24 protein-coding genes are annotated in these 25,132 nt (G+C 68.2%); 21 read left to right on the forward strand and 3 right to left on the reverse strand.

Going from position 1 to position 25,132, the window contains the following annotated elements; genetic code table 11:
• Positions 1-57: 57 nt before the first annotated feature.
• The 21 genes from N5095_RS03595 (at position 58) to argF (ending at position 22,308) form a co-directional block, all read left to right on the forward strand.
• A complete protein-coding gene (locus tag N5095_RS03595) occupies positions 58-1,104 on the forward strand; it encodes an ABC transporter permease (RefSeq protein WP_267621173.1) in 1,047 nt (348 codons plus the stop codon).
• A gap of 5 nt (positions 1,105-1,109) precedes the next feature.
• Positions 1,110-2,567: an ABC transporter permease gene (locus N5095_RS03600; RefSeq protein ID WP_267621175.1), complete on the forward strand. Its 1,458-nt coding sequence runs from the start codon at positions 1,110-1,112 to the stop codon at positions 2,565-2,567.
• Positions 2,564-3,895, forward strand: a complete 1,332-nt coding sequence (locus N5095_RS03605) for an oligopeptide/dipeptide ABC transporter ATP-binding protein (protein WP_267621177.1) — start codon at positions 2,564-2,566, stop codon at positions 3,893-3,895. Before N5095_RS03600 ends, N5095_RS03605 begins: the two co-directional genes overlap by 4 nt.
• A complete protein-coding gene (locus N5095_RS03610) occupies positions 3,892-5,241 on the forward strand; it encodes an ABC transporter ATP-binding protein (RefSeq protein ID WP_267621179.1) in 1,350 nt (449 codons plus the stop codon). Before N5095_RS03605 ends, N5095_RS03610 begins: the two co-directional genes overlap by 4 nt.
• Positions 5,242-5,670 (forward strand): DUF7555 family protein, encoded by a 429-nt coding sequence (locus N5095_RS03615; RefSeq protein WP_267621181.1) that lies wholly within the window; start codon positions 5,242-5,244, stop codon positions 5,668-5,670. It abuts the gene before it with no gap.
• A gap of 166 nt (positions 5,671-5,836) precedes the next feature.
• Complete coding sequence (locus N5095_RS03620; protein ID WP_267621183.1) at positions 5,837-6,382, forward strand: DUF7529 family protein; 546 nt, start codon at positions 5,837-5,839, stop codon at positions 6,380-6,382.
• Between the two features lie 175 nt (positions 6,383-6,557).
• The gene (locus tag N5095_RS03625; RefSeq protein ID WP_267621185.1) at positions 6,558-6,728 is read left to right on the forward strand and encodes a hypothetical protein; all 171 of its coding nucleotides are present in this window, start codon (positions 6,558-6,560) and stop codon (positions 6,726-6,728) included.
• Between the two features lie 151 nt (positions 6,729-6,879).
• Entirely contained in the window at positions 6,880-7,755 is an 876-nt protein-coding gene (locus N5095_RS03630; protein WP_267621187.1) for a CBS domain-containing protein, read from the forward strand.
• Positions 7,748-9,607 carry a glycine--tRNA ligase gene (glyS, locus tag N5095_RS03635; RefSeq protein WP_267621189.1) on the forward strand — a complete coding sequence of 620 codons (1,860 nt, stop codon included), beginning with the start codon at positions 7,748-7,750 and terminating at the stop codon, positions 9,605-9,607. Before N5095_RS03630 ends, glyS begins: the two co-directional genes overlap by 8 nt.
• A gap of 22 nt (positions 9,608-9,629) precedes the next feature.
• Positions 9,630-10,226, forward strand: a complete 597-nt coding sequence (locus N5095_RS03640; protein ID WP_267621191.1) for a dolichol kinase — start codon at positions 9,630-9,632, stop codon at positions 10,224-10,226.
• A 254-nt stretch (positions 10,227-10,480) separates the two neighbouring features.
• Positions 10,481-10,966 carry a cation:proton antiporter regulatory subunit gene (locus N5095_RS03645; protein WP_267621193.1) on the forward strand — a complete coding sequence of 162 codons (486 nt, stop codon included), beginning with the start codon at positions 10,481-10,483 and terminating at the stop codon, positions 10,964-10,966.
• Entirely contained in the window at positions 10,966-12,162 is a 1,197-nt protein-coding gene (locus tag N5095_RS03650; protein WP_267621195.1) for a cation:proton antiporter, read from the forward strand. The genes N5095_RS03645 and N5095_RS03650 overlap by 1 nt, the downstream gene beginning before the upstream one ends.
• A gap of 340 nt (positions 12,163-12,502) precedes the next feature.
• Positions 12,503-13,822 carry an argininosuccinate synthase gene (locus N5095_RS03655; RefSeq protein WP_267621197.1) on the forward strand — a complete coding sequence of 440 codons (1,320 nt, stop codon included), beginning with the start codon at positions 12,503-12,505 and terminating at the stop codon, positions 13,820-13,822.
• Between the two features lies 1 nt (position 13,823).
• Entirely contained in the window at positions 13,824-15,302 is a 1,479-nt protein-coding gene (gene argH / locus N5095_RS03660; RefSeq protein ID WP_267621199.1) for an argininosuccinate lyase, read from the forward strand.
• Positions 15,303-15,701: 399 nt separating this feature from the next.
• Positions 15,702-15,872, forward strand: coding sequence for a lysine biosynthesis protein LysW (gene lysW, locus N5095_RS03665; protein ID WP_267621201.1), 171 nt, complete (start codon positions 15,702-15,704; stop codon positions 15,870-15,872).
• 84 nt (positions 15,873-15,956) lie between these two features.
• Positions 15,957-16,862 carry a lysine biosynthesis protein LysX gene (gene lysX, locus N5095_RS03670; protein WP_267621203.1) on the forward strand — a complete coding sequence of 302 codons (906 nt, stop codon included), beginning with the start codon at positions 15,957-15,959 and terminating at the stop codon, positions 16,860-16,862.
• Positions 16,859-17,935, forward strand: coding sequence for an N-acetyl-gamma-glutamyl-phosphate reductase (gene argC, locus N5095_RS03675; RefSeq protein ID WP_267621205.1), 1,077 nt, complete (start codon positions 16,859-16,861; stop codon positions 17,933-17,935). The genes lysX and argC overlap by 4 nt, the downstream gene beginning before the upstream one ends.
• Positions 17,935-19,074, forward strand: a complete 1,140-nt coding sequence (locus N5095_RS03680; protein WP_267621207.1) for an acetylglutamate/acetylaminoadipate kinase — start codon at positions 17,935-17,937, stop codon at positions 19,072-19,074. Before argC ends, N5095_RS03680 begins: the two co-directional genes overlap by 1 nt.
• On the forward strand, positions 19,071-20,210 hold the full coding sequence (locus tag N5095_RS03685; protein WP_267621209.1) for an aspartate aminotransferase family protein: 1,140 nt from the start codon (positions 19,071-19,073) through the stop codon (positions 20,208-20,210). The genes N5095_RS03680 and N5095_RS03685 overlap by 4 nt, the downstream gene beginning before the upstream one ends.
• Positions 20,207-21,400 carry a [LysW]-lysine hydrolase gene (locus N5095_RS03690; RefSeq protein ID WP_390202573.1) on the forward strand — a complete coding sequence of 398 codons (1,194 nt, stop codon included), beginning with the start codon at positions 20,207-20,209 and terminating at the stop codon, positions 21,398-21,400. Before N5095_RS03685 ends, N5095_RS03690 begins: the two co-directional genes overlap by 4 nt.
• The gene (gene argF / locus N5095_RS03695; RefSeq protein WP_267621211.1) at positions 21,397-22,308 is read left to right on the forward strand and encodes an ornithine carbamoyltransferase; all 912 of its coding nucleotides are present in this window, start codon (positions 21,397-21,399) and stop codon (positions 22,306-22,308) included. Before N5095_RS03690 ends, argF begins: the two co-directional genes overlap by 4 nt.
• 119 nt (positions 22,309-22,427) lie before the next feature.
• On the opposite strand, the gene N5095_RS03700 is transcribed toward argF, so the two are convergent.
• The 3 genes from N5095_RS03700 to N5095_RS03710 are packed head-to-tail and all read right to left on the reverse strand — an operon-like array spanning position 22,428 to position 24,353.
• Complete coding sequence (locus N5095_RS03700; protein ID WP_267621213.1) at positions 22,428-23,294, reverse strand: OapC/ArvC family zinc-ribbon domain-containing protein; 867 nt, start codon at positions 23,292-23,294, stop codon at positions 22,428-22,430.
• Positions 23,295-23,301: 7 nt separating this feature from the next.
• On the reverse strand, positions 23,302-23,706 hold the full coding sequence (locus N5095_RS03705) for a DUF2073 domain-containing protein (protein ID WP_267621215.1): 405 nt from the start codon (positions 23,704-23,706) through the stop codon (positions 23,302-23,304).
• Positions 23,707-23,711: 5 nt separating this feature from the next.
• Complete coding sequence (locus N5095_RS03710) at positions 23,712-24,353, reverse strand: Era-like GTP-binding protein (protein WP_267621217.1); 642 nt, start codon at positions 24,351-24,353, stop codon at positions 23,712-23,714.
• Between the last annotated feature and the right edge of the window lie 779 nt (positions 24,354-25,132).

Below are 25,132 nucleotides of genomic sequence, written 5' to 3' on the forward strand. Positions count from 1 at the left end.
GAAGAATTCGGTCCATAGTATGACCCGTGGTACGGTCAACCAGAGGGTGACGTTCCCATGAGTCGGTGGCAGTACTTCCTTCGACGGTTACTGCTCTCGATTCCGGTCGTCATCTTCGGAACGACGATTACGTTTATGATCATTCGCCTCGGTCCGCTGGACCCGGCAGCAGCGATCCTGGGGCCGGGACAAGCGAGCGGCCCCCGAGCGGAGGAACTCAGGCGACAGCTCGGGCTGACCCAGCCGCTGTGGGAACAGTACTTCGACTTCATGCTGGACATGGTCACGTTCAACCTGGGCAACTCCTGGGTCATCAGCTCCGGGACCCCCGCGTACGAGCTCATCCTCATCTACGCGCCCCGGACCATCTGGCTCGGGTTCTGGTCGGTGCTCATCGCGCTGTTCGTGGGCATTCCGCTCGGGTTCTACGCCGGACTCAACCCCAACACGTTCTCGGACTACACCGCCTCCTTCGGCGGAATCGTCTGGCGGGCGATGCCGAACTTCTGGCTCGCCATCATCCTCGTGAGCGTCCTCTCACAGTCCGAACAGCTGATCGGGTGGGATTGGAAGACCTGGCTCATCACGACGCCGGTCGTGACGCCGCCGCGACTTGGGTTCATGACCGAACCGCTCGCGCTCATCACGAACCCGAGCGAGTCGTGGCCACAACTGCTCGGCGCCATCAAGCAGATCGCGCCGGCGGCCATCGTCCTCGGCTCCTCCTCCATGGGGAACGAGATGCGAATCGGCCGTACCGCGGTGCTCGAGACCATCAACTCGAACTACGTCGAGACCGCCAAGGCGAAGGGCGTCTCGAACCGGACGCTCGTCTGGAAGCACGTGTTCCGGAACGCGCTCATCCCGCTGGTGCCCATCATCACCGGGGAGGCGTTCCTGCTCATCGGCGGCTCCGTCCTCGTCGAGACCGTGTTCGCCATCAACGGCATCGGCTACCTGTTCTTCCAGGCCGCCATCCAGGGTGACCTCCCGCTCGTGGGGTCGCTGATGTTCATCTTCATCCTCATCCTGGTCGGCACGAACATCCTGCAGGACTTCCTGTACACCGTCATCGACCCGCGCGTCGGGTACGACGAGAGCTGATATCCATGAGTAACACCCAACAAGTCGACGAAGTCCCGCTCACACAACGGATTCGGGAGAACCCGCGACCGCTCGCCGTCTGGCTCGCGATGGGGGCCGTCCTCATCGCGCTCGAGTTCGGCGCGGTGTTCGGGTTCGCGGCCGACCTCCTGTCGGTCGTTATCAGTCTCATCCCGGGCAACCCGCTTCCGGGGGTCGTGTCGTTCCTCGAGAGCCTCGGCTCCAGTATTCCGACGCTCCTCTCGCGCGAGACCATCCCGAACCAGGGGTACTTCAACGGCTCCGGCTACGAGAACACGTTCCTCGGGCTCGAACCGATGCTCGCGTGGCTGGTCCGCGTCGTGCTCGTCTACCTCTACGCGTTCCTCTTCCTCGGCTGGGTGTGGAACGGGTACGTTCGCTTCCGCCGGCACTACCGCTACGCCGACTGGACGCCGCGTGACGACGTGGTCGACCGCCTCCGAAGCCACCAGTGGGGCCAGTTCGGCCTCATCGTCGTGTTCCTGTTCGTCATCCTCGCGGTGTTCGCGCCGGCGCTCGGCCCGACGACCGTCGAGGCGAACATTCTCAACCCCTACTCGCACACCGTCCAGTTCTGGAACGCCGACGCGGGCGCGGTCCAGGAGGTCACCGTCGGGCAGGCGAACCTCCAGTCCGGCTCGCAGGGGTCCGGGACGCAGAACGTCGGCCCGTGGACCTACGACGACTTCGGCCGGTTCCACCCCTTCGGCACCACCACGAACGGGAAGGACATGTTCACCTTCCTCGCGACCGGGGCGCGAATCTCGCTCTCTATCGCCATCTCGACGATGGTCATCTCCGGGTTCATCGCCCTCGCGCTCGCGATGGTGACGGCCTACTACAAGGGCCTCGCCGACCTGCTCGTCGTCGTCTCCTCTGACTCGATTCAGGCGCTGCCACAGCTGATGTTGCTCATCCTGCTGATGGTCGTCTTCAACCAGACGTGGCTCTCGGAGTTCTACGACGGGGCCTTACTGATGGTGATGATATTCGTCTTCGGCTACTGGCCGTTCCTCTGGCGGGCCATCCGTGGTCCCGCCCTCCAGATCGCCGAGGAGGAGTGGATCGACGCCGCCAAAAGCTTCGGCCAGCGACCGTGGGTCATCATGAAGAAACACATGGCGCCGTACGTGCTCGGCTACCTGCTCATCTACACCTCGATGAGTCTGGGCGGCATCATCATCGCCGTCGCCGGCCTCTCCTACCTCGGGCTGGGTATCAACCCGCCGACGCCCGAGTGGGGCCGCATCATCTCCGACGGTCAGCCGTACGTCGCCACGCAGTCGTGGCACATCTCGCTCATCCCGGGCATCCTCATCACGCTCATCGTGACGGGGTTCAACGCCATGGGCGACGGCATCCGCGACGCCATCGACCCCAAGTCCGCCAAGGGTGAGGGCGACGGCAACACCGAGGCCGTGGCCGGGGGGTCGGGCGCATGAGCGTCCTGACCGACGAGCGCCGCGAGCGCACCGACGGACGCCCGCTGCTCGAGATTTCCCACCTGCAGACCTCCTTCTACACGGACAAGGAGGTCATCCGCGCGGTCGACGACGTGTCGTTCGACATCCACCCCGGCGAGACCGTCGGCATCGTCGGCGAGTCCGGGTCGGGGAAGTCGGTGACGGCCCGCTCCATCATGGGGCTCATCGAGTCTCCCGGCCGCATCGACGGCGGCGCCGTGAAGTTCCGCGACCTCGACACCGTCCGCCGGTTCGCGAAGAAGTACGACAAGCGGACCGTCGACGTGACCGACGAGGCGCTCGCCGAGGCGAAAGGCAACGACGCCGAGACGGACGCCGACGCGTTCCGCTCGCTCGTCTCGAAGAAGGACTTCGTGTTCGTCGAGGAGCGAAACGGCGACGAGATAACCGCCGGCTACGTCGACACCACGCGAGCGCCCGACGGCGCCATGCGAAACGTCCGCGGCGGCGGCATCGCCATGGTGTTCCAGGACCCGCTCACGTCCCTGAACCCGGTGTACACCGTCGGGAACCAGATCAAGGAGTCCCTGCGCATCCACCGCGGGCTCTCCGGACAGGCGGCCACCGAGAAGGCCATCGACCTGCTCGAAGCGGTCGGCATCCCCGACGCCGCCCGACGGGTGCGCGAGTACCCACACCAGTTCTCCGGCGGGATGCGCCAGCGTGCCGTCATCGCGATGGCGCTGGCCTGCGATCCCGAGTTGCTCATCTGTGACGAGCCCACCACGGCGCTCGACGTGACCATCCAGGCCCAGATTCTCGAGCTCCTCGACGACATCCAGGAGGAGCGCGACCTGGGCATCATGTTCATCACCCACGACATGGGGGTCATCGCCGAAATCGCCGACCGCGTCAACGTGATGTACGCGGGCGAAATCGTCGAGACGGCGGGCGCGGTCGACCTGTTCGAGAACCCGCGTCACCCCTACACGAGGGGGCTCCTCCAGTCCATCCCCGGAACGCAGGGGCCGGACGAGCGGCTGCGCACCATCGAGGGCGACGTGCCGACGCCGAACGAGAAGCCGACGTACTGTCGGTTCGCCCCGCGCTGTCCGGAGGCGTTCGACGCCTGCGACCGGGTCCACCCGGTGCCGGTCGCGGTGAACGAGGACGCGGCGGACCACGCCGCGGCCTGCCTGCTGTATCCGGAAGACCGGAGCCGCGAGGACGCCGTGACGCTACACGACGAGCAGGGGAAAGGCGAGACCGACGCGAAGACGAGCGGAACGACGACCGGCGGGGCGACGAGCGACGGGACGGCGGCGGACGGAGGTGACACGCAATGAGCAAGCAGACCGCGATGGAATCGGAGGCGACGGCCACGACCGGCGAGACGCTGGTCGAGGTTCGGAACCTGAAGAAGTACTACGAGGGCGGCGGCATGTTCGGCGGCGACCCCGTGAAAGCCGTCGACGGCGTCTCCTTCGACATCCAGAAGGGGGAGACCCTGGGTCTCGTCGGCGAGTCGGGCTGTGGGAAGACCACGCTCGGCCGGACGCTCGTCCAACTCGAGGACGCCACCGACGGCGAGATTCACTTCGACGGGCGTGACATCACGAGTATCTCGGGCGAGGAGCTCAAAGCGTGGCGTCAGGACACCCAGATGGTGTTCCAAGACCCCGAGTCGAGCCTCAACGACCGGATGACGGTCGGGGAGATCGTCCGCGAGCCCCTCGACGTCCACGACTGGAAGACGCCCCAGGAACGACGCGCCCGCGTCCGCGAACTGCTCGAGACGGTGGGGCTCCGCGAGGAGCACTACTACCGCTACCCGCACCAGTTCTCCGGGGGCCAGCGCCAGCGCATCGGCATCGCCCGCGCGCTCGCGCTCGAACCGGACTTCATCGTGCTCGACGAGCCGGTGTCGGCGCTCGACGTCTCCGTGCAGGCGAAGGTGCTGAACCTGCTCGAGGACCTCCAGAACGAGTTCGGACTCACCTACCTGTTCATCGCCCACGACCTCGCGGTCGTCCGGCACATCTGTGACCGGGTCGCGGTGATGTACCTCGGCAACATCATGGAGCTCGGTCCGGCGGACGACCTGTTCGACAGCCCGTCGAACCCGTACACCCACGCGCTGCTGTCGGCGATTCCGGAGCCGGACCCGACCAGCAAGCGGGACCGAATCACCCTCCGCGGGACGCCGCCGAGCCCGCGGGACCCGCCCGAGGGGTGTCCGTTCTCCACGCGCTGTCCGGTGAAGATCAAACCCGAGGAGTACCGCGACCTCGACGACGAGCTCTGGACCCGCATCGAGGTGCTCCGGGAGGTCATCCGGGAGCGCTCGCGCGCCGAGCGGTCGCTGTCGGACCGCGCCCGGGAGCTCCTCGGCATGGAGACACGTTACTCCAGCATCGAGGAGATTCGCGAGGAGGTGTTCGGCGACGTGGCCGTCCCCTCGCGAGTCGAGACCCACATCGACGAGGTAGCCGACTACGTCCGCGCGGGCAAGGAGGCCGAGGCCCGCCGGTACCTGTTCGAGGAGTTCGGCAGCGAGTGTGACTACGAGCGCCCCGAGCTGTACGACGTGGACGGCGTACAGAGCGTGAGCCTCTGTCACCGACACCAGAGCGAACACGAGGAGCCGGCGACCGTCTACGAACGCCAACTCTCGGCGTCGGGCTCGAAGTAGATGCGGACGGCACGACACGTCGGCTTGCAGGCCGCGGACGCCCTCGCCTACGTGGTCGTGCTGACCGGCGCACTCTTTCTCGTCGGCAGTGCGTTCAGTCTCGCACTCGGACAGGGGTTCGTCGGGACGAAGTATCTCCTCTTCTTCGTCGGCTTCGGTATGTTCGGCTACGCGGCGTTTCTCCTGCGACCGAAACCACCGTGGAAAGGCGACAACGACGGCGAGCGCGCCGTCTCCGGTGCCGGCGAGACGACCGAGACGGAGGCACAGGACAAACCGACCCACCGGCTCGCGAACCGACTGCTCCCGGCGAACATGCGCCTCCCGCCGGACCAGCGTCTCTCGGCCGGGGCGAAGATGTTGCTCGCGGCCATCGCCGTCCTCGCGACGTCGTACGTGATGGAAGCGGTGTTCAACGTCGCGTACTGAGGGCGTGCGCTCGGTCCGGAGTGCAAGCGTCGGCGCCGGTCCGGGCGGGAGCGACACCGGGAGGGGCAGAGAGTCGGTCGGGCCGCGTCGGCCGTCTCCGTCGCCGCCACGCGGTCTGTTCACATCTTTCGGTAGCCTTTACCGCATCGAGTGGCGAGACGGGTGTATGGTCGATATCGGAGAGGACGACCCCGACTACGCCGAGCGTATCAGTGCGAGCGCCGAGGCGACGCGCAACGCGTGGGGGGCGACCCTGGAGGAGATGGAAGCGATGGCCGAGGAACTGGCCGACGAGGGGTGGGAGACGGTCACCATCGCGGCCGGCCACACCGCTCCGGAGAACCCGAACTCGGGCGAGGGCGACCGGTTCGGTCTGACGCACGTCGTCCCCGACAACAAGGCCGAGGAGTTCGAGGCGCTGTTCGAGCCGGGCGCGTTCACCCGATACGAGGTGTACCGCAACGACGCCGACGGCCGCGAGTTCGTCCTCACCGTGCTGTACGACGACGACCGCGAGGCGGCGATTTTCGTCGCCGGCTCCTACGAACTGCGCCACGCCGGCGGCTGTGTGAGCGCGGCGAAGGAGGCCGGCAAGATGTACACGCACGTCCAGACGCTCGACGGCACCCACCTCGGGTCGTTCGAGCACGACGACTACGAGATGTTCTTCCCACACGCGGACCGGATTTCGAACTGGGACGTCAACTACTGAGCGGTCGGGCCAGCCACCTCCCGCTTGCCTTCTCGTCAGCCGGTCGTGACTCACGTCGCCCGGTCCTCGACCGCCGTTCGCCGGCTATCGAAAGGTCCGCGGACGCTGATGGGCCGGCGCTCGCGTAAGTGTCGGCGGAACAAGTGTTATGGGTCGTTCGACCGAATCGACGCGTATGGTCAAGACGCCGGAGAAACCCGACGGTTACGAGGACCTCCCGAAGATTGGGATGGCGGACCCCCGTGAGGACGTGGACGACGAGAGCGACGTGGACGACGAGAGCCCCGGAGCTACCGAAGAGGGCGACATTGAGGGTGAGAAACCGGCGAGGGAGGGTTCTCGGTAACGCGACCCGACGTCGCTTCGGGACGACACGTCGGGTCGCCCGGGGCTGAGGGGCACCTCCAACGAGTGGCCACTACGGGCCGGTCAACCCCCGATGACGCCGGCGCACCCCTTCGCAGACTACAAGAGGCGGCAGGCTGTACCGGTCGGGTATGAAAGTAGCCGACGCGATGACGCCGCGGGAGGAGGTCGTGACCGTCTCCCTCCCGGGCACGCGCGACGACGTGCTCGAGTACATCCAGGAGCACGGGTTCTCCTCGGTGCCAGTAGTGAAGGAGACCGACGACGGGACCGAGGAGTTCCGCGGTCTCATCTCCCGTGACGACCTGATAGAGAGCCCCGACGAGGACCAGCTCGCGCTGCTGATGCGGGAGGTCCCGACGACGGACGTCGACGCCGACCTCGTCGAGGTCGCGCGGCTGATGGTCGAGGAGGGTGCCCGCCGGGTGCCGGTCGTCGAGGACCGAGACGGCGTCACCGCGCTGGCCGGCATCGTCACCGTCACCGACGTGGTCGAGGCTATCGCCCGGGAGGAAGTCGACGGCGACACGCCCGTCGGGGAACTGGCCGCCCGCGACGTGAACACTACCTACGTCGGCTGTCCGCTCACCGTCGCCGAGCGAGAACTCTACTACGCGAACGTCCCATACGCGGTCGCACTCGACGACGAGGGCGGGATGGCCGGCATCATCACCGAGGTCGACGTCATCGCGGTCGCCCGCGTCGTCGAAGGCGAGGACGACACCGGGGAGTCCATCGCCAACCAGGACGACGAGTGGATGTGGGAGGGCATCAAGGCCGTCGGCAACCGCTATCTCCCGACCCGCAACGTCGAGATTCCCGCCGAGCCAGTGTCGGAGTTCATGACGGAAGACGTGCGCACCGTCTCGAAGCGAAAGACCGCCCGCGACGCCGCGCAGGTGATGATTCAGCACGACGTCGAGCAGATTCCGCTCGTCTCCGGCAGCGACCTGGTCGGCATCGTCCGGGACGTGAACCTGCTGGAGGCGCTGGTCGGTCATGAGTGAGGGCGAGTCGACGGAGTCGGCGGGCGCCGACGCCCACGTCGAGGACGAGGGTGCGGCCATCACCGAACTCGCCAAGCGCCGTGGGTTCTTCTTCGGCTCCAACGAGGCGTACGGCGGCGTCGCCGGCTTCTACACGTTCGGCCCGCAGGGCGCGGCGCTGAAGCGCAACGTCGAGTCCTCCTGGCGCGACTGCTTCACCGTCCGGCTGGGCAACGAGGAGATAGAGGCGCCCACCATCGCCCCCGAACCCGTCTTCGAGGCGTCGGGCCACTTGGACGGCTTCGACGACATGCTCGTCGAGTGTCCGGAGTGTGGGGAGTCCCACCGCGCGGACCATCTCATCGAGGACAACACGGACATCGAGGAGGCCGAGTCCATCCCGATTCCGGAGGTCGAGAGCCTCATCGCCGAGCACGACCTCCACTGTCCGAACTGCGGCGCCGAACTGTCGGGCCAGGCGGTCGAGGAGTTCAACCTGATGTTCGAGACGAGCATCGGTCCCGGCTCGGGTCAACCCGGCTACCTCCGCCCGGAGACCGCACAGGGCATCTTCGTAGAATTCCCCCGGCTGAAGGAGTACGCGCGCAACAAACTCCCCTTCGGCGTCACCCAAATCGGTCGCGCGTACAGAAACGAGATTAGCCCCCGGAAGGGCATCGTCCGCACGCGCGAGTTCACCCAGGCCGAGCTGGAGCAGTTCGTCGACCCCGAGGCCGACGAGCCGCCCCTCGACGACGTTCGCGACGTGCACGTGCGGCTCTACCCCGCGACCGAACAGGAGGCCGAAGACGGGGAGTACGTCGAGACGACGGTCGGCGAGGCCGTCGACGACGGCGTCATCGCCTCCGACTGGGTCGGCTACTTCCTCGGCGTCGCGCAGGGCTGGTACGAGGCCATCGGGGTCGACACCGACCGCTTCCGCTTCCGCCAGCATCTCTCGGGCGAGCGCGCCCACTACGCCAGCGACTGCTGGGACGCCGAGTCCGAACTCGACGGCGTCCCCGTCTCCGAGGCCGACGGCCCCGCCGACGGCGACTGGAACGAAATCGCCGGCTTCGCCTACCGCTCCGATTACGACCTCTCGAAGCACGCGGAGCACAGCGACGAGTCCTTCACCGTCTTCCGACAGTACGACGAGCCGAAGACGGTCGACCGCCCGGTCGTCGAGCCGGATATGAGCCAGCTGGGTCCGGAGTTCGGTGGGACGGCCGCCGACATCGCCGACGCCCTGCAGACCCTCGCCGCGGAGGACCCCGACGCCTTCGTCGACGCCGACGAGGTCGAGGTCGAGGTCGACGGCGAACAGTACCGGGTGGACGCCGACCTCGCGAACTTCCGCTGGGAGGAGCAGACGGAGGCCGGCGTCCACGTGACGCCGCACGTCGTCGAGCCCTCCTTCGGCGTCGACCGGACGGTGTACACCGTCATCTCGCACGCGCTGGAGCGCGACGTGGTTGCCGACGAGAAGCGTACCTACATGGCGTTCGAGCCGTCCGTGGCGCCGACGGCGGTGGGCGTCTTCCCGCTGCTCTCGAACGACGAGGAGCTCGTCTCCCTCGCGAACGAGGTCGTCGACGACCTCCGCACGGCCGGTCTCTCGGTGACCTACGACGACTCGGGCAACATCGGCCGGCGCTACCGTCGGCAGGACGAGGTCGGCACCCCGTTCTGTGTCACCGTCGACCAGGAGGGCATCGAGGGCGACGGGCCGGACACCGTGACGGTGCGCGAGCGCGACAGCACCGCACAGCTCCGTATCCCCGTTCCCCGCCTCGCCGAGGAGCTCTCGGGCGTCGTCACGGGGTCGCGCACCTTCGACGAACTGCGCACCGAGTACGAGGCCGTCGAGTGAGCGAAACCGGGGTCGTCGCGACGTGACCGAGATAGGGCGCCGCTTGGTCCACGTGAGCGGTACGGGGCTGCCGGCGCTCTACCTGCTGGACCTGGTCACGTGGCGGGAGTTACAGTACCTGCTCGCCGCCGGCCTCCTCGTCGCCGGCGTGCTGGAGTTCTTCCGGCTGTTCGTCGGATTGGACTGGTGGGTGTACCGACGGCTCACCCGCGAGTACGAACGGGGGAACCCCGCGGGCTACGCGCTGTACTTCGTGTCGCTGACCGCGGTGGCGTTCCTCTTCGACCCGCCAGTGGCGGTGCCGGGGATGCTGATGCTCACGGTCGGGGACCCCATCAGCGGTCTGCTCGGCTCGAACGACGCCGGGCGGGGGAAGCGTCTGGGCGTGCTCGCGGCGATGTTCGGCGTCTGCTTCCTGCTCGCGGTGCCGTTCACCACGAGCCAGGCGGCGTCGGTGCCGTGGCTGGTCGGGGTCGCCGCGGCGGCGGCCGGAGCGGCCGGTGCGACGCTCGCCGACGGCGTGAAGCCCGTCGTGGCGACCTACGTCATCGACGACAACCTCTCCATCCCGCCGGCGGCGTGTGTGGCTATCTGGGCCGTGCTTCTGCTGGGTGGGTGAGGGCGTCTCCCGTGTCGTCGGTCCGGGTTCGACTCTCGGTGGGGTCGTCGTCCGAACCGTCAGGTTCGGGGCGACCGGGCTGACTCACGACGGCTTGCGGACTGCCGACGGAAGCCGGCGCAGTAGGCACCGCCGGCGAACGGAGTGAACCCACCGAGCGTCCGGCCATCGAACCACCGCCCCGGCCCACGGAGCCGCCCATCTGCGTACACTTAAGAACGAACCCGACCAACGCTCGAACGAGTCACACACGAATGACCGTCTACGAGAGCGACCTGCCCGGCGTCGGGAAGAAACACGAGATCGAACTCGACGACGGGTCGCGACTCGTCGTCGTCACCCACAACACGGGGAAGCGCGAGGTGTTCCGCCGCGAGGACCCCGACGCCGACTCCGAGAAACTGTTCGAACTGCCGGACTCGATGGCGCGACAGGTCGGCACCATCCTCGAAGGCGCGTACTTCCAGCCCGTCCGCACCGACCTCATGGAGACGGTGCTCGAAGGTGACACCGTCCTGGAGTGGGTCGGCATCGACGACGACGACCCCATCGCGGGCAAGACCCTCGCCGAGTCGGGCGTCCGCCAGCGAACGGGCGCGACCGTCATCGCGATTCAGCGCAGCGGCGAGGCCATCACGAACCCCGGCGCCGACACGCGAGTCGAGCCGGGAGACACGCTCATCGTCATCGGGTCGCGCGAGCAGTGTCAGGACTTCGAGTCAGAGGTCTCCGGCGACTGATGGCCGCGGGGCTGCTCGATATCGGCGCCGCCTTCCTCGTTCTCGCGTTCGCCGGCGCCGTCGCGACGCGGGTGGGCCTCTCGGTCGTCCCGCTGTACGTCGTCGCCGGCGTACTCGTCGGGCCGAACGTCGCCGGCGAACTCGGCCTCCCGTACGTCCCGACCGGCGAGGTACTGACCGTCTTCGGCGAACTGGGCATCGTCCTCCTGCTCTTCTTCCTCGGGCTGGAGTTCAGCATCGACCGCCTGCTCGCGGCCCGCACCCGCATCGGCAAGGCGGGCCTGCTCGACGTGGGCGTGAACTTCCCGCTCGGCGTCGGCCTCGGCCTCCTCTTCGGCTGGTCGGCGCTGGAGTCGCTCCTGTTGGGGGGTATCGTCTACATCTCCTCGTCGGCCATCATCACGAAGTCGCTCGTCGACCTCGGCTGGGTGGCCGACCCCGAGAGCGAACCGGTCCTCGGCACGCTCGTCTTCGAGGACCTCGTCATCGCGCTGTACCTCGCGGTCGTCACCCCGCTGGTGCTCGGCGGCGGGGGGTTCGAGGCGACCGCCGGCCGCGTCGGCGTCGCAATCGTCGTCCTCCTCGCGCTGGCGGTCGTCGCCCGGGCCGGGACGACCGTCTTCGACTCCCTGTTGGACGGCGTATCCGGCGAGGCGGTCACGCTCCGCGTGCTCGGCGTGACCGTGCCCGTCGCCGGCGCGGCGCTCGCACTCGGCGTCAGCGAGGCGGTGGCGGCGTTCTTCGTCGGCGTCGGCTTCGCCGGAACCGGCCACGTCGAGCGCATCGAGCGGCTCCTGACGAGCCTGCGGGACGCCTTCGCCGCGGCGTTCTTCCTCTACATCGGCCTCCAGACCGACCCAGCACTGATCGTCGAAGTGGCGCTTCCGCTCGCCGTCGTCGTCGCGGTCACGGCCCCCGCGAAGCTCGTCAGCGGGTTCTACGGCGGGCGCATCTTCGGCCTGAACGACCGCCGGTCGGCCCGCGTCGGCGCCGCCCTCGTCGCTCGCGGCGAGTTCTCGCTCATCATCGCCGCGCTGGCGACCGCCGGCGGCCTGCCCGAGCGAGTCGCCGCGCTCGCCGTCGGTTACGTCCTCGTGATGAGCCTGCTCGGGACGATGCTGATGGGCCAGTCGGCGGTCGTCGAACGGGTCGTCCTGCGGGTGAGCGAACGGGGCGAACCGAGCGCGGCGGACTGAACGTGTTCGGGAGGCGCCGTCGCCGACCCGTTCGAATTCCGACGCGTCGGGGGCTGTAACGCTTGCCACCCCGGAAGGATTTAATAGCCCCCACCGACAACGACGACCAACGATGGCGTCGACTCGCGACACCACGTCCGTCCACACCCCCGCGCTCGGTCTCCTCCGAGCGCCGCGAGCTCGACGACCGGGCCTCTAGGCCCACCTCACTTCTCACCCCACCGACCCGACTTTCCGTCGCGACGAATCCCTCGATTTTGCCGCGTAGCGTGCAGTATGCCGTTTAATTCCTTAATTAGAAGCGACGAATTTATGTCCCTGTGTGGTCCAGCATGAGTCGATGACAAAGCGCGTCGCTCTCGCGTTCAGCGGAGGACTCGACACGACAGTCTGCGTGCCGCTCCTCGAAGAGGAGTACGGCTACGACGAGGTCGTCGGCGTCACGGTCGACGTCGGCCAGCCCGAACCCGAATTCGACGAAGCCGAGGAGACCGCCGAGGCCCTCGACCTCGAACACTACGTCGTCGACGCGCGAGACGAGTTCGCCGACCTCTGTTTCGACTCCGTGCGCGCCAACGCCGAGTACCAGGGGTACCCCCTCGGGACGGCGCTGGCCCGCCCGGTCATCGCCAAGAAGATTCTGGAGGTCGCGAAAGAGCAGGACTGCGACGCCCTCGCCCACGGCTGTACCGGGAAGGGGAACGACCAGCTGCGCTTCGAGGCCGTCTGGCGCGCCTCCGACCTCGAGGTCATCGCCCCCGTGCGCGAGATGGGGCTGACCCGCGAGTGGGAGATGGAGTACGCGGCGGAGAAGGAACTGCCCGTCGAGGGCGGCAACGAGGGTGCCTGGTCCATCGACACCAACCTCTGGTCGCGCTCGGTCGAAGGTGACGACCTCGAGGACCCGAGCTACGTCCCGCCGGAGGACATCTACGACTGGACGACGGCGCCCACCGAGTCCGAGGGGACGGAACTCGTCGAAATCGAGTTCGACGAGGGGTACCCGGTTGCCGTCGACACCGTCGAGGAAACCTCGACGAGCTCCCAGCCGTCGGCTGGGAACGGCGAGGAGCAGTCCGCAGTCGACATCATCGAGCAGTTGAACGAGCAGGCGGGCGCCCACGGTATCGGGCGCACCGACATGATGGAAGACCGCATGCTCGGGCTGAAGGTGCGCGAGAACTACGAACATCCGGCCGCAACGGTGCTTCTGACGGCACACGAAGCCCTGGAGCAGTTAGTGCTGACGAAGGAGGAGCGCGACTTCAAACAGCAGATCGACCACCAGTGGGCCGAGAAGGGGTACCAGGGGCTCGTCGACGCGCCGCTGATGACCTCGCTCGACGGGTTCCTCGACGCGAACCAGACGAAGGTGACGGGAACCGTGACGGTGAAACTCGACGCCGGGCAGGTCCGCCCGGTCGCCCGCGAGTCCGACTACGCCGTCTACTCCGAGTCGGCGGCGTCGTTCAACACCGAGACCGTCGACGGCATCGAGCAGGCCGACGCGACCGGCGTGGCGAAGTACCACGGGTTCCAGTCACGCCTCGCCAACGCGGTGGCGGCGGGAGTCGAGAAGCCCGAACTGGCGGCGGACGGAAGCGGAGACGGCCACGAACTGCCGTCGAAGGACGGCGGCGAGGACGGCGAGGACAAGTAAGATGGGTGAGGAGGAAGCCACCGACGACACCGTCGTCCGCCGGGACCGCTTCAGCGGCGGCCCCGCCCGCGGCTTCCTCTCCAGTCTCGACGCCGACCGGCGCATCTTCGAGGCCGACCTCGCGGTCGACCGCGCCCACGTCGTGATGCTCGCAGAACGGGGAATCGTCGGCGACGACGTCGCCGGCGAGATTCTGGCCACACTCGACGACGTCGAGGCGGCGGGCCACGGCGCCCTGCCGGACGGCGAGGACGTCCACGAGGCCATCGAGTCGGCGGTCGTCTCCGAAGTCGGCCCCGAGGGCGGACGGATGCACACCGCCCGGTCGCGCAACGACGAGGTGGCGACCTGTATCAGGTATCGCCTCCGCGACGACCTGCTCCGTTCGGTCGAGACGGCGCTCGCCCTGCGCGAGTCGCTCGTCGAGTCGGCGGCCGACCACACCGAGACGTTGCTCCCGGGGTACACCCACCTCCAGCCCGCCCAGCCGACGACGGTTGCCCACTGGCTACTCTCCTACGAGGCCGCCGTCACGCGGGACGCCGAGCGCTTGTTCGACGCCTACGCTCGTGTGAACCGTTCCCCCCTCGGCGGGGCCGCGTTCGCGGGGACGCCGTTCGATATCGACCGCGACCGGACGGCCGAGTTGCTCGGCTTCGACGGCGTCGTCCGCAACTCCATGGACGCCTCGTCGGGCCGGGACGTGCTCGTCGAGGCCGTCTCGGCGCTCGCGACCCACGCCGTGACGCTGTCGGGGCTGGCGGAGGACCTGATACTCTACGCCAACCGCGGGTTCGTCTCGCTGTCGGACGACTACTCCTCCACGTCGTCCATCATGCCCCAGAAGGTGAACCCCGACACGATGGAACTCGTGCGGGCGACCGCCGGAGACGCGGTCGGCGACCTCACCGGGCTGTTGACGACGCTGAAGGGGCTGCCCCGCGCGTACAACCGCGACCTCCAGCGCGCCACGCCCCACGCGTGGGACGCCGTCGACGACGTGACGGCCGCAAGCGAGGTAGCGGCGGGCGCGGTGGCGACGGCGACCTGGCACGCCGAGGCGACGACGCCCGCCGCGGGGGAAGGGTTCTCGACTGCGACGGGCGTCGCCGACGCGCTCGCGATGGCGGGGCTCCCCTTCCGGACCGCACACGAAGTCGTCGCGGCGGCCGCACCCGAGGTCGAACCGGAGGACGACGTGGCAACCGTTACCGCAAGAGTTGACGCGGCCGCAGAGGCGGTATTAGGGGAGTCACTATGGGAGTACGTGACCCGGGACGCCGTGACGCGCGTGCTCGACCCCGCCGAGAGCGTGGCGAGTCGCGACTCCGCCGGCGGCCCCGCCCCCGACGCGGTCGCGAGCGAGGTCAAGGCGGCCCGTGAGTCGCTCGCGGCCGACCGCGAGACGCTCGCCGGACGCCGTGAGGCGCTGGCGGCGGCGGCCGAAGCGCTCGACGCGGAGGTGGCGAGCTATGTCTGAGGCGTTCGGCGCCGCGAGCGGCGCGCTCGACGTCGCGAGCGACGGAGTCGGTCGGGAGTCGACGCCGAGAGGTGGCCGGCTCCGACGACCGCGACGACTCCCGCTCCGGCGAGCGGCGCGTCCGGTCCCGGCCCCGCGACCGAGTCCGTCGCCGCGACCGCGGCCGGTCGGTGTGGACGCGGCGCCGACCCCGACCCCGACGCCGGTCGGAGCCCCGCTCCCGCCGCTGCCGCTTCCGCCGTCCCCTCTTGGGGACAAACTACCAACTATCCGACCATCGGTGCGCGGTTCGGCACGAAGCGACGTTCTCCCCCTCGATTAGGGTCGACCACGTCTTTTAATTTCGATTACAATATCGACGAATTTAAGGTAGATAGCCGGCAACGGTGAGGTACAGCAATGACCGACGCCGACTGTCCCGAGTGCGGGGCCGAACTGTCCCTGCACGAGGACCTGGAAGCCGGAGAGATCGTCGACTGTGGAACCTGCGGTGCGGAACTGGAAGTCGTCGACGTCAACCCGCCGGTCCTCGAGCGAGCCCCGGAGCTCGAAGAGGACTGGGGGGAGTGAGTTGACGGCGACTAGCTCACCCCACAGCGGTTCGACGGCGGGCGGCGCAGTACACACTGTCGTCCGCTCCGGAGGTGACGGCCTGTGAAGGTCGGCATCCTCTACTCGCGCATCCGCAAGGACGAGAAGCTGCTCCTCTCGGAGCTCCGCGAGCGCGACCACGACGTGGTGAAACTCGACGTGCGGAAGCTCCGCTTCGGGCTGGACGACGTGACCGACCTCGACGGGGAGGCCTCGGAAGCGACCGACTGCGACGTCGTACTCGACCGCTGTCTCGCGACCAGCCGCTCGCTGTACGCGACGCAGTTCCTCGACTCGTACGGCGTCACCGTCGTCAACGGTCCCGACACGGCCGACGTCTGCGCCGACAAGGCGAAGAACAGCCTCGCGCTCCAGCGTGCGGACGTTCCCACACCCGCGACGGAGGTAGCGTTCACGAAGGAGGCCGCGATGCGGGCCATCGAGGAGTTCGGCTACCCCTGCGTGCTGAAGCCCGTCGTCGGCTCGTGGGGCCGCCTGATGGCGAAAATCGACTCCCGCTCGGCGGCGGAGGCGATTCTGGAGCACAAGGCGACGCTCGGCCACTACGAGCACAAGGTGTTCTACGTCCAGGAGTTCGTCGAGAAGCCCGGCCGCGACATCCGCGTCCTGGCGGTCGACGGCGAGCCCGTGGGCGCGATGGTGCGCTCCTCGGAGCACTGGCTCACCAACGCCGCGAAGGGCGCCGACACCGACGAGTTCGAACTCGACGAGGAGGCGAAGGAGCTGGTCGAGAAGGCGAGCGACGCCGTCGGCGGCGGCCTCCTCGGGGTCGACCTGATGGAGGTCGGCGGCGACGACTCCGGCTCCTACACCGTCCACGAGGTGAACCACACCGTCGAGTTCAAGGCGCTGAACGAGGTCGTCGACGTCGACGTCCCCGGCGCCGTCGTCGACTGGCTGGAGGCGAAGGCCGACGACGAGAAGCGGGCCGCGGAGGCGGTGTTATGAGTTCGGTCGGCGACGACGCCGAGACCGACACCGAGGCGACGACACGCGCCGGCGTCGTCGGCGCCAGCGGCTTCACCGGCGGCGAACTCTGCCGCCTCCTGACCGCACACCCCGAGTTCGACCTCGTGCAGGCGACGAGCCGCGAGTACGAGAACAAAACTGTGGGGTCGGTCCACCCCAACCTCCGCGGGGTCGACCTGCGCTTCTCGGACCCCACCGATTTAGAGTCCGTAGACACCCTGTTCACCGCGACGCCTCACGGCGTCTCGATGGAGCACGTCGACGAGTTCTTCGAGGCCGCGGATACGGTGGTGGACCTCTCGGCGGACTTCCGCCTCGACACCGAAGAGCAGTACGACGAGTGGTACGACGGCCACGTCGCGCCGGAGTACCTGGAGAAGGCCGAGTACGCCCTGCCCGAGTTGAACCGGGAGAACCTGACCGGCGCGGAACTCATCGCGTCGGGTGGCTGTAACGCGACGGCGACGATGCTCGGGCTGAAACCGCTCGTAGACGGTGGTCTGATAGACTCGAACGACCGCGTGGTCGTGGACGTGAAAGTCGGCTCCAGCGAGGGCGGCGCCGGCGGCGGAGCGGCCTCCTCACACGCCGAGCGCTCCGGCGTCGTGCGGCCGTACGCGCCGACCGGGCACCGCCACGAGGCCGAAATCGAGCAGTTCCTCGGCCTCTCGACCGCGTTCACCGTCCACGCCGTCGACATGGTCCGCGGCGCGTCCGCCACGGGCCACGTCTTCCCCGGCGAGCGCGTGACGAAGGGCGACCTCTGGTCGGCCTACCGCGACGCGTACGAGGACGAGCCGTTCGTCCGCCTCGTCGCGGGCGGCGGCGGCGTGTACCGCTACCCCGAGCCCAAGGCCGTGGCCGGGACGAACTACGCCGAGGTCGGCTTCGAACTCGACCCCGCTAATGGAAGGATAGTCGTGTTCTCGGCCATCGACAACATGATGAAGGGGTCGGCCGGGCAGGCCGTCCACGCCGCGAACGTCGCCCTCGGCTTCGAGGAGACCGCCGGCCTGGAGTTCGGCGGCCTCCACCCCGTGGGGGCACCCTGATGACAGAGACAGACGACAGCGCCGACGACGAATACGAGTTCGAATCTCCACACGAAACGGAGGGGTTCGACTCGGGCCGTGGAGTGGAAACGAAGGGGTCCAGTGGGAGCGACGGACCCGAAACCGAGGGGTTCTGCGTCGACGACGTGGTCGCCCACGGCGGCACCGTCGAGGCGTTCCTCGCCGACGGCGGCGACAACCTCGTGGCCGATGGAGGACTCGTCGACGAGACCGGCGACGACGTCGACGACGCCCCCGTCGTCGTGAAAATCGGCGGCGCACGCGCGGTGAACCCCGAGGGCGCCGTGCAGGACGTCGCTCACCTCGTCGCCAACGGCCGGCAGGTCGTCGTCGTCCACGGCGGTTCGACGGCGGTCGACGAGACGCTCGAGGAACTCGGCGAGGAGCCCACCTACGTCGAGACGCCGTCGGGCGTCACCGGGCGCTTCACCGACGAGCGCGCGATGGAGGTGTTCACGATGGTGATGCCCGGAAAACTCAACACTGACCTCGTCGCGACCCTGCGCGCGGCCGGCGTCGACGCGCTCGGTCTCTCCGGGGTCGACGGCGGCCTCCTGACGGGGAAGCGTAAATCCGCCGTGCGCGTCGTCGAGGACGGCAAGAAGAAGATCAAGCGCGGCGACCACTCCGGGAAGATAGAGTCGGTGAACGCCGACCTCCTCGGGACCCTGCTCGACGCGGGCCACGTCCCCGTGGTGACGGTCCCGATGCTGGCGGACGACGGCGTGCCGGTGAACGCCGACGCCGACCGCGCCGCCGCCGCGGTGGCGGGCGCACTGGGCGCCCAACTCGTGGTGTTGACCGACGTGTCCGGGGTGTACGAGGACCCCGACGACCCCGAGACGCTCGTCTCGTCGGCGACGACGCCGGCGGACCTGGAGGCGCTGCAGGGCGCCGCCGAGGGGTTCATGACGAAGAAGGTGATGGCGGCCGTCGAGGCGCTGGAGGGCGGCGCCGCCGAGGTCGTCGTCGCCGACGCCAACCTGCGCGACCCCATCACGAACGCGCTCGGCGGCGGCGGGACGCACGTCTCGCCGGGTGTGTTGGGTGATGCGAGCGGCGTCGGCGACGCCGACGACGGGATTGGCGGCGACGAGGCCGGGGAGGTCGAACAATGAGCGGCGGCTTCGTCTTCTCGGAGAAGCCCATCGAAATCGGACGCGGCGAGGGCGTCCACCTCTACGGGTCGGACGGCACCGAGTACCTCGACCTCGGGGCGAGCTACGCCGTCGCCGCCGTCGGCCACTGTCACCCGAAGGTCGTCGAGGCGGTGCAGGAGCAGGCCGCGGAACTGCTGTACGTGCAGGGGTCGTACCCGGTCGCGGCCCGGACGGAGCTGTACGAGAAACTCGCCGCGCTCGGCCCCGGTGACGCCGACAACGTCTGGCTCTGTAACTCCGGGACGGAGGCCAACGAGGCCGCGATGAAGTTCGCCCGCGCCGCCACCGGCCGGGAGAAGATAATCGCCACCAAGCGCGGCTTCCACGGCCGGACGATGGGCGCGCTCGCGATGACGTGGAAGGGGAAGTACAAGGCGCCCTACGAGCCGCTCGCGGGGGGAGTCGAGTTCGTGAGCTACGGCGACGCCGCGGAGCTTCGGGAGGCCGTCGACGACGAGACCGCGGCGGTGTTCCTAGAGCCCGTACAGGGCGAAGGAGGGATTCACGCGGCCGATGCAGGGTATCTGCAGGCGGCCCGCGAAGCGACCGAGGAGGCGGGCGCGGCGCTCGTCTTCGACGAGATTCAGACGGGCGTCGGCCGGACGGGTCACCTCTGGGCCTGCGAGGGCGCCGGGGTGGAGCCGGACGTGCTGACGACCGCGAAGGGTATCGCCTCGGGGCTCCCCCTCGGCGCGACGCTGTGTGCGGACTGGATTGCCGAAGAACACGGCGACCACGGGTCGACGTTCTCGGGCGGCCCGGTCGCCTGCGCCGCGGCGAACGCCACGCTCGACGTCGTGGTCGAGGAGGACCTCCCCACCCACGCCGGCGACGTGGGGAGCTACCTCGTCGAGTCCCTCGAGACGGCCGTCGAGGAGGGCGACCTCCCCGTCCGCGAGGTGCGCGGCGAGGGACTGATGGTCGGCGTCGAGGTGAAACGGGGGGCGAACCGCCTCCTGCGCGACCTGGCGCTCGAACAGCAGGTGCTCGCGCTGCCCGCCGGCCGCTCGGTGGTGCGCCTCCTGCCGCCGCTCGTGCTCGACCAGGCGGGCGCCGACCGCGCCGTCGACGCGCTCGTGGAGGTGCTCTCGTGAGCACCGCGTCCTCGGAGGGGGACGGCGACGAGTCCACAGCGGCCGTCGAGACGGCCGCCGCCGACTACCCCGCCGATATCGGCACCGAGGGTCGCCGCCTGCTGTACGACCTCGTGTCGACGCCCTCGCCGACCGGCGAGGAACGCGCGGCCGCCGAGAGACTCGTCGCCTTCTTCGAGGCCCACGACCGCGAGGTGTGGCTCGACGAGGTCGGCAACGTGCGCGCGCCCGCCGACGACTCGGTGCTCCTGACCTCCCACGTCGACACCGTCCCCGGCGACATTCCCGTCGAGGTGAAGCCGGGAGTCGACGACGAGGACGTGGATACGAACCCCGACGAGCCCTGTCTCTGGGGCCGCGGCAGCGTCGACGCCACCGGCCCGCTCGCGGCGATGGCCGTCGCGGCCGTCGAGACCGGCGTGAGTTTCGTCGGCGTCGTCGGCGAGGAGACGGACTCGCGAGGGGCGCGCCACTTAGTCGAGGACCGCGCCGAAGCGCCCGGTGCCGTGGTGAACGGCGAACCCAGCGGTTGGGACGGGGTCACGCTCGGCTACCGGGGCTTCCTCGCCGGAACGTACGTCGCCGCCAGCGAGTCCGGCCACACCTCCCGGCCCGACGCGAACGCCATCGAGGCCGCGATGGACTGGTGGGGCGCCGTCGAAGCCGAGTTCGACCCGGAGGACTACGTCCCCGTCTTCGAGCAGGTGACGACGAAACCCGTCGGGGTCGACGGCGGCGACAGCGCGGACGGGCTCTCGGTCGAGGTGACGATGGACGTGCAGCTCCGGGTGCCGCCGAAGCTGACGCCCGACGAGGTGCGCGAGCGCGCCGATTCGCACCTCGGGGTCGGCTCCGACGACGGCGAGCCGTTCGGCACCGTCCACTGGGAGGAGCCCATCCCACCCGTGATGGAGAGCCCCCGAACCGAGGTGGCCCGGGCGTTCCGCGTGGCGATTCGCGGCGCCGGCGCCGACCCCCGGCTGCTTCGCAAGACCGGGACGAGCGACATGAACCTCTTCGCCGAGGCGTGGGACTGCCCGATGGCGACCTACGGTCCCGGCGACTCCTCGCTCGACCACGCGCCGAACGAACACCTCTCGCTCGCCGAGTTCGACCGCTCGGTCGAGGTGTTGACCGCGGTGGCGACGGACCTGAAAGGTGACGGCGGTGGGGAGGGCGGGGCGGAATGAGCCTCGACACCGACCACTTCCTCGACATCGACGACCTCTCGGCCGCAGAACTGGAGCGCGTCCTCGACCGCGCCGCCGCGTTGAAGTGGGGCGAGGAGGACGAGAGCGACCTCCTCGCCGACCGGACGATGGGGATGCTGTTCGAGAAACCCTCGACGCGGACCCGCATCTCCTTCGAGACGGGGATGACGAGGCTCGGCGGTCACGCGGTCTTCCTCGGCCCCGACGACATCCAACTCGGCCACGGCGAGCCCCTGAAGGACACCTCGCGGGCGGTATCGCGCTACGTCGACGTGGTGATGGCGCGGATGTTCGAGCACGGGGACATCGAGGAGTTGGCCGCGTACTCCTCGGTGCCGGTCGTCAACGGGCTCACCGACGACGCCCACCCGTGTCAGACGCTCGCGGACCTGCTGACGGTTCGGGAGGCGTTCGGTCCGCTGGACGACGGCGTCTCGGTGGCGTGGGTCGGCGACGGCAACAACGTCGGTCAGTCGTTCGTCGTCGGCGCCGCGCTGACCGGCCTCGACCTGACGGTCTGTACGCCGCCCGGGTACGGGATGGGCGACGACGTGCTCGACCGTGCCGAGGCGTTGGGCGGTGCGCCCACCGTCGTCGACGACCCCGAACGGGCCGTCGCCGACGCCGACGTGGTCTACACCGACGTGTGGGTGTCGATGGGTCAGGAGGACCGCCGCGAGGAGAAACTGGCCGCCTTCGAGGGATATCAGGTGAACGAGGAGCTGCTAGCGGGAACCGACGCGAAGCTGATGCACTGTCTGCCGGCCCACCGAGGTGAGGAGGTCACGGACGAGGTGTTGGAGAGCGACCGCGCGCTCGTCTGGGACCAGGCCGAGAACCGGCTCCACGCTCAGAACGGACTGCTCGTCGAGCTCCTCGGCTCGTAAATCGAGCGACTCGAACGGGGAAAGCGGCCAGTCCCGTCCTGAACGAAGGGGCTGGCTGAGTCGAATTCGAGTGGAGAAGGCGGGTGGTTTCGACTCGAGCGCGGATGCCAGTCGACGGGCTACTCGTCCTCGTCGCCGTCGTTCCAGCGGTCCGGCACTTCGATGACGTAGCGCCCGTCCTCGCGCAGCGAGATGATGTACTCGTCGCGGTCGTACAGCTCCATCAGGTTGAGTTCGTACTGTCCGGGATTGACGATTTTGATGCTCTCGAACTGGTCGTTGAGCTCCTTGCGGAGCTCCGAGAGGCCGGGCTGGTCCGCGTCGGGCTCTTCGGCGGACTGCTCGGCGGCCGCGGACAGTTCTTCGGGACTGACGACGTCGGTCCGGGCACTCGCCTGCGCCCGGTCCTCGGCGTCCGCCGAGGGGTCAGGTTCCGACCGGTCGACGGTAGCCGCGTCGGTCGTGCTAGACGCGTCGGTTGCTTCGGTCGCGTTGTCCACGTCGGTCGCGTCGGCCACACCCGCGTCGGCCGGGGTCGACTGCACGTCCGACTCGGACTCCGTGCCGGAATCCGACTCGGGCCCCGTGCCGGATTCCGATTCGGACTCCGTGCCGGGCCACGCTCGGGGTGACTTCGAGCGTCTCTCGGTCTGTGCCGTCGTACCGCCGCTGTCGGACGAGGACCCCCGAACCCAGTCGCGAACGGCCGACCCGGCGTCCGCGGCCGCGCCGGTCACGCCCGAGCGACCCGTTCCGGTGGCGCCGCTCGCGTTTCCGTTCGTCGATTCGGACGGCGACTCCGCCGAATCGGCAACCCGGGCGTTTCCACTCGAACCTCCGTCCGAGCCCGCACCCGAGTCAGTGACGTTCGAAGCGCTCGCCGGTCGAAACTGGAATTTGTTCCCCCCGCAGTCCGGACAGCCCGACAGCATCTCCTTGGAGCCGTCGGCGAACGTCCGGTCGCAGTTCGTACACTGGTGTGGCATCGGGCGATTACCGCCGGGAGACGAGGGCGCTGATGAGGTTCTCGTCCTTGTGGAGGGTCTGTATCTGGTTCGCCGGGCCGATGACGGTGAGCTTCTTCGTCTCCTCTTTACCCATCAGGCGTCCGAGGAAGCTCGTGTCGGCGGTCTGTGCCTTCGGGTAGGTCTCGATCTCGATGCCGTTGAACCCGTCGGGGCTGATTTCGGACATCGTGACCTCGATGAGCTTCGACTCCTCGTCGGGGGCGAGCCCCTCCTCGAGGATGACGATGTTCCCCTCGTGGACCGCGTCGAGCACGGTTCGAATCTTCTCCATGCTCGTGAGGTTCTCCATTCGCTCGCCGCTGATGAGGTCGATCTGGACGCCGTCGTCGCCGTCGCCGGCGTCGGGGTCGGTTGGTGTTGCTTCTGGCATCGTGCTCACGCGAAGTATTCCGCGATTTTGTCGTAGACCTCGTCCATGTTGTCGCCCTCGAGGGCCGACAGCGGGATGGTCTCGTGCTGGGGGAACGCGTTCGAGATGCGCTGGATGTTCGAATCCTCGCAGTCGATCTTGTTCGCGAGGATGAGCACCGGGAGCTCCTGGGACTCGATGATGCCGATGAGCATCGTGTTCACCTGCGTGAACGGGTCCTCCGTGGAGTCGAGTACGTAGATGACGCCCTCGACGTCCTCGCGGAGCCAGTGCATGGCCTCGGCGACGCCCTCGGTCGCCTCGCGCGACCGACGGACGGCGTCGTCTTTCTCCATGTCGTGCTCGAGAAACTCCTTGTAGTCGACTTTCGTCGTCACGCCCGGCGTGTCGACGATGTCGATGGAGACCGTCTTCCCGTTGCGCTCGATGTCGACGTTCTCCTTGCGGCGAGCGCGCCGTGTTTCGTGTGGAATGTGACTCTCCGGCCCGATTGCGTCGCCGGTCCAGTCACGTGCGATGCGGTTCGCGAGGGTCGTCTTTCCGGCGTTCGGCGGCCCGTAGATGCCGATCCGCTTCGGCTCGCTGGCCGAGAACAGCCGTTCGGTGACCCGTGTAACGCTGTCTTTGAGTCCGTTGAGCAGTCCCATCCTGACCTCCGCGCCTCCCGAATCCCGCTCGTGGAGGGGCGTATGGCGGAATACGGTCTCTCCGGTTACTTAAGTACTACGTCAGACGATTGTAGGAATGGTGATATGAACTGAGGGACGAGTAGTTCGGTTAATATAATGTCACGTGCGTGCGTGCCCTCTAACCGAACTTGGTGTCTAAGCGAACCGGATGTAGAAGCGGACCGGATGTAGAAGTGACTCTATCGGAGTGGGTGAAATTCAATTGGCAAACTCGTTCCCGGTACCGAATCCCGTGAGTCGTGTCTGCAGTAGAAACGACGGGGAGGCTGTATCCCCCACCCCTTCGTTTCGAGTGGAGCCAGGACGAGAGACGGTGGGTGGTCGACCAGGGATGGTCCTCTCGAGTTGTACTAATCCACCAGCCGAGTGATTACAACTAGAACTGCTAGTACTACGGATATGGTTGTTAGAGGGAGACAATAAATCCCCGTCATCTAGAGAGTCGCCGTCACCCTACCCCCCTTTTCGTGCGTTCCACCCGAAACGAAGGGGTGGGGGGGAGTCCCCGAGTGGATTACTCACCGACCCCCGTCAGAACAGCTTTTCCTCCCGATATCGGTCACCGGCGCTCGCGGCCGGACGGAAAGTTCCGACCACCGACCGGACCGTTTCTAGTCGACGCGACCCCGAGCGTCGAAACGTGCCACCACGAATCACGCGAACGACTCGCACGACTATCGTTCTCCAGAGGAAAACCGGCGGTGAATCGCGTCGCCCGCACCGCGACGACTCTGGCC

Source organism: Halobium salinum (genome assembly GCF_026586625.1).
GTDB lineage: Archaea > Halobacteriota > Halobacteria > Halobacteriales > Haloferacaceae > Halobium > Halobium salinum.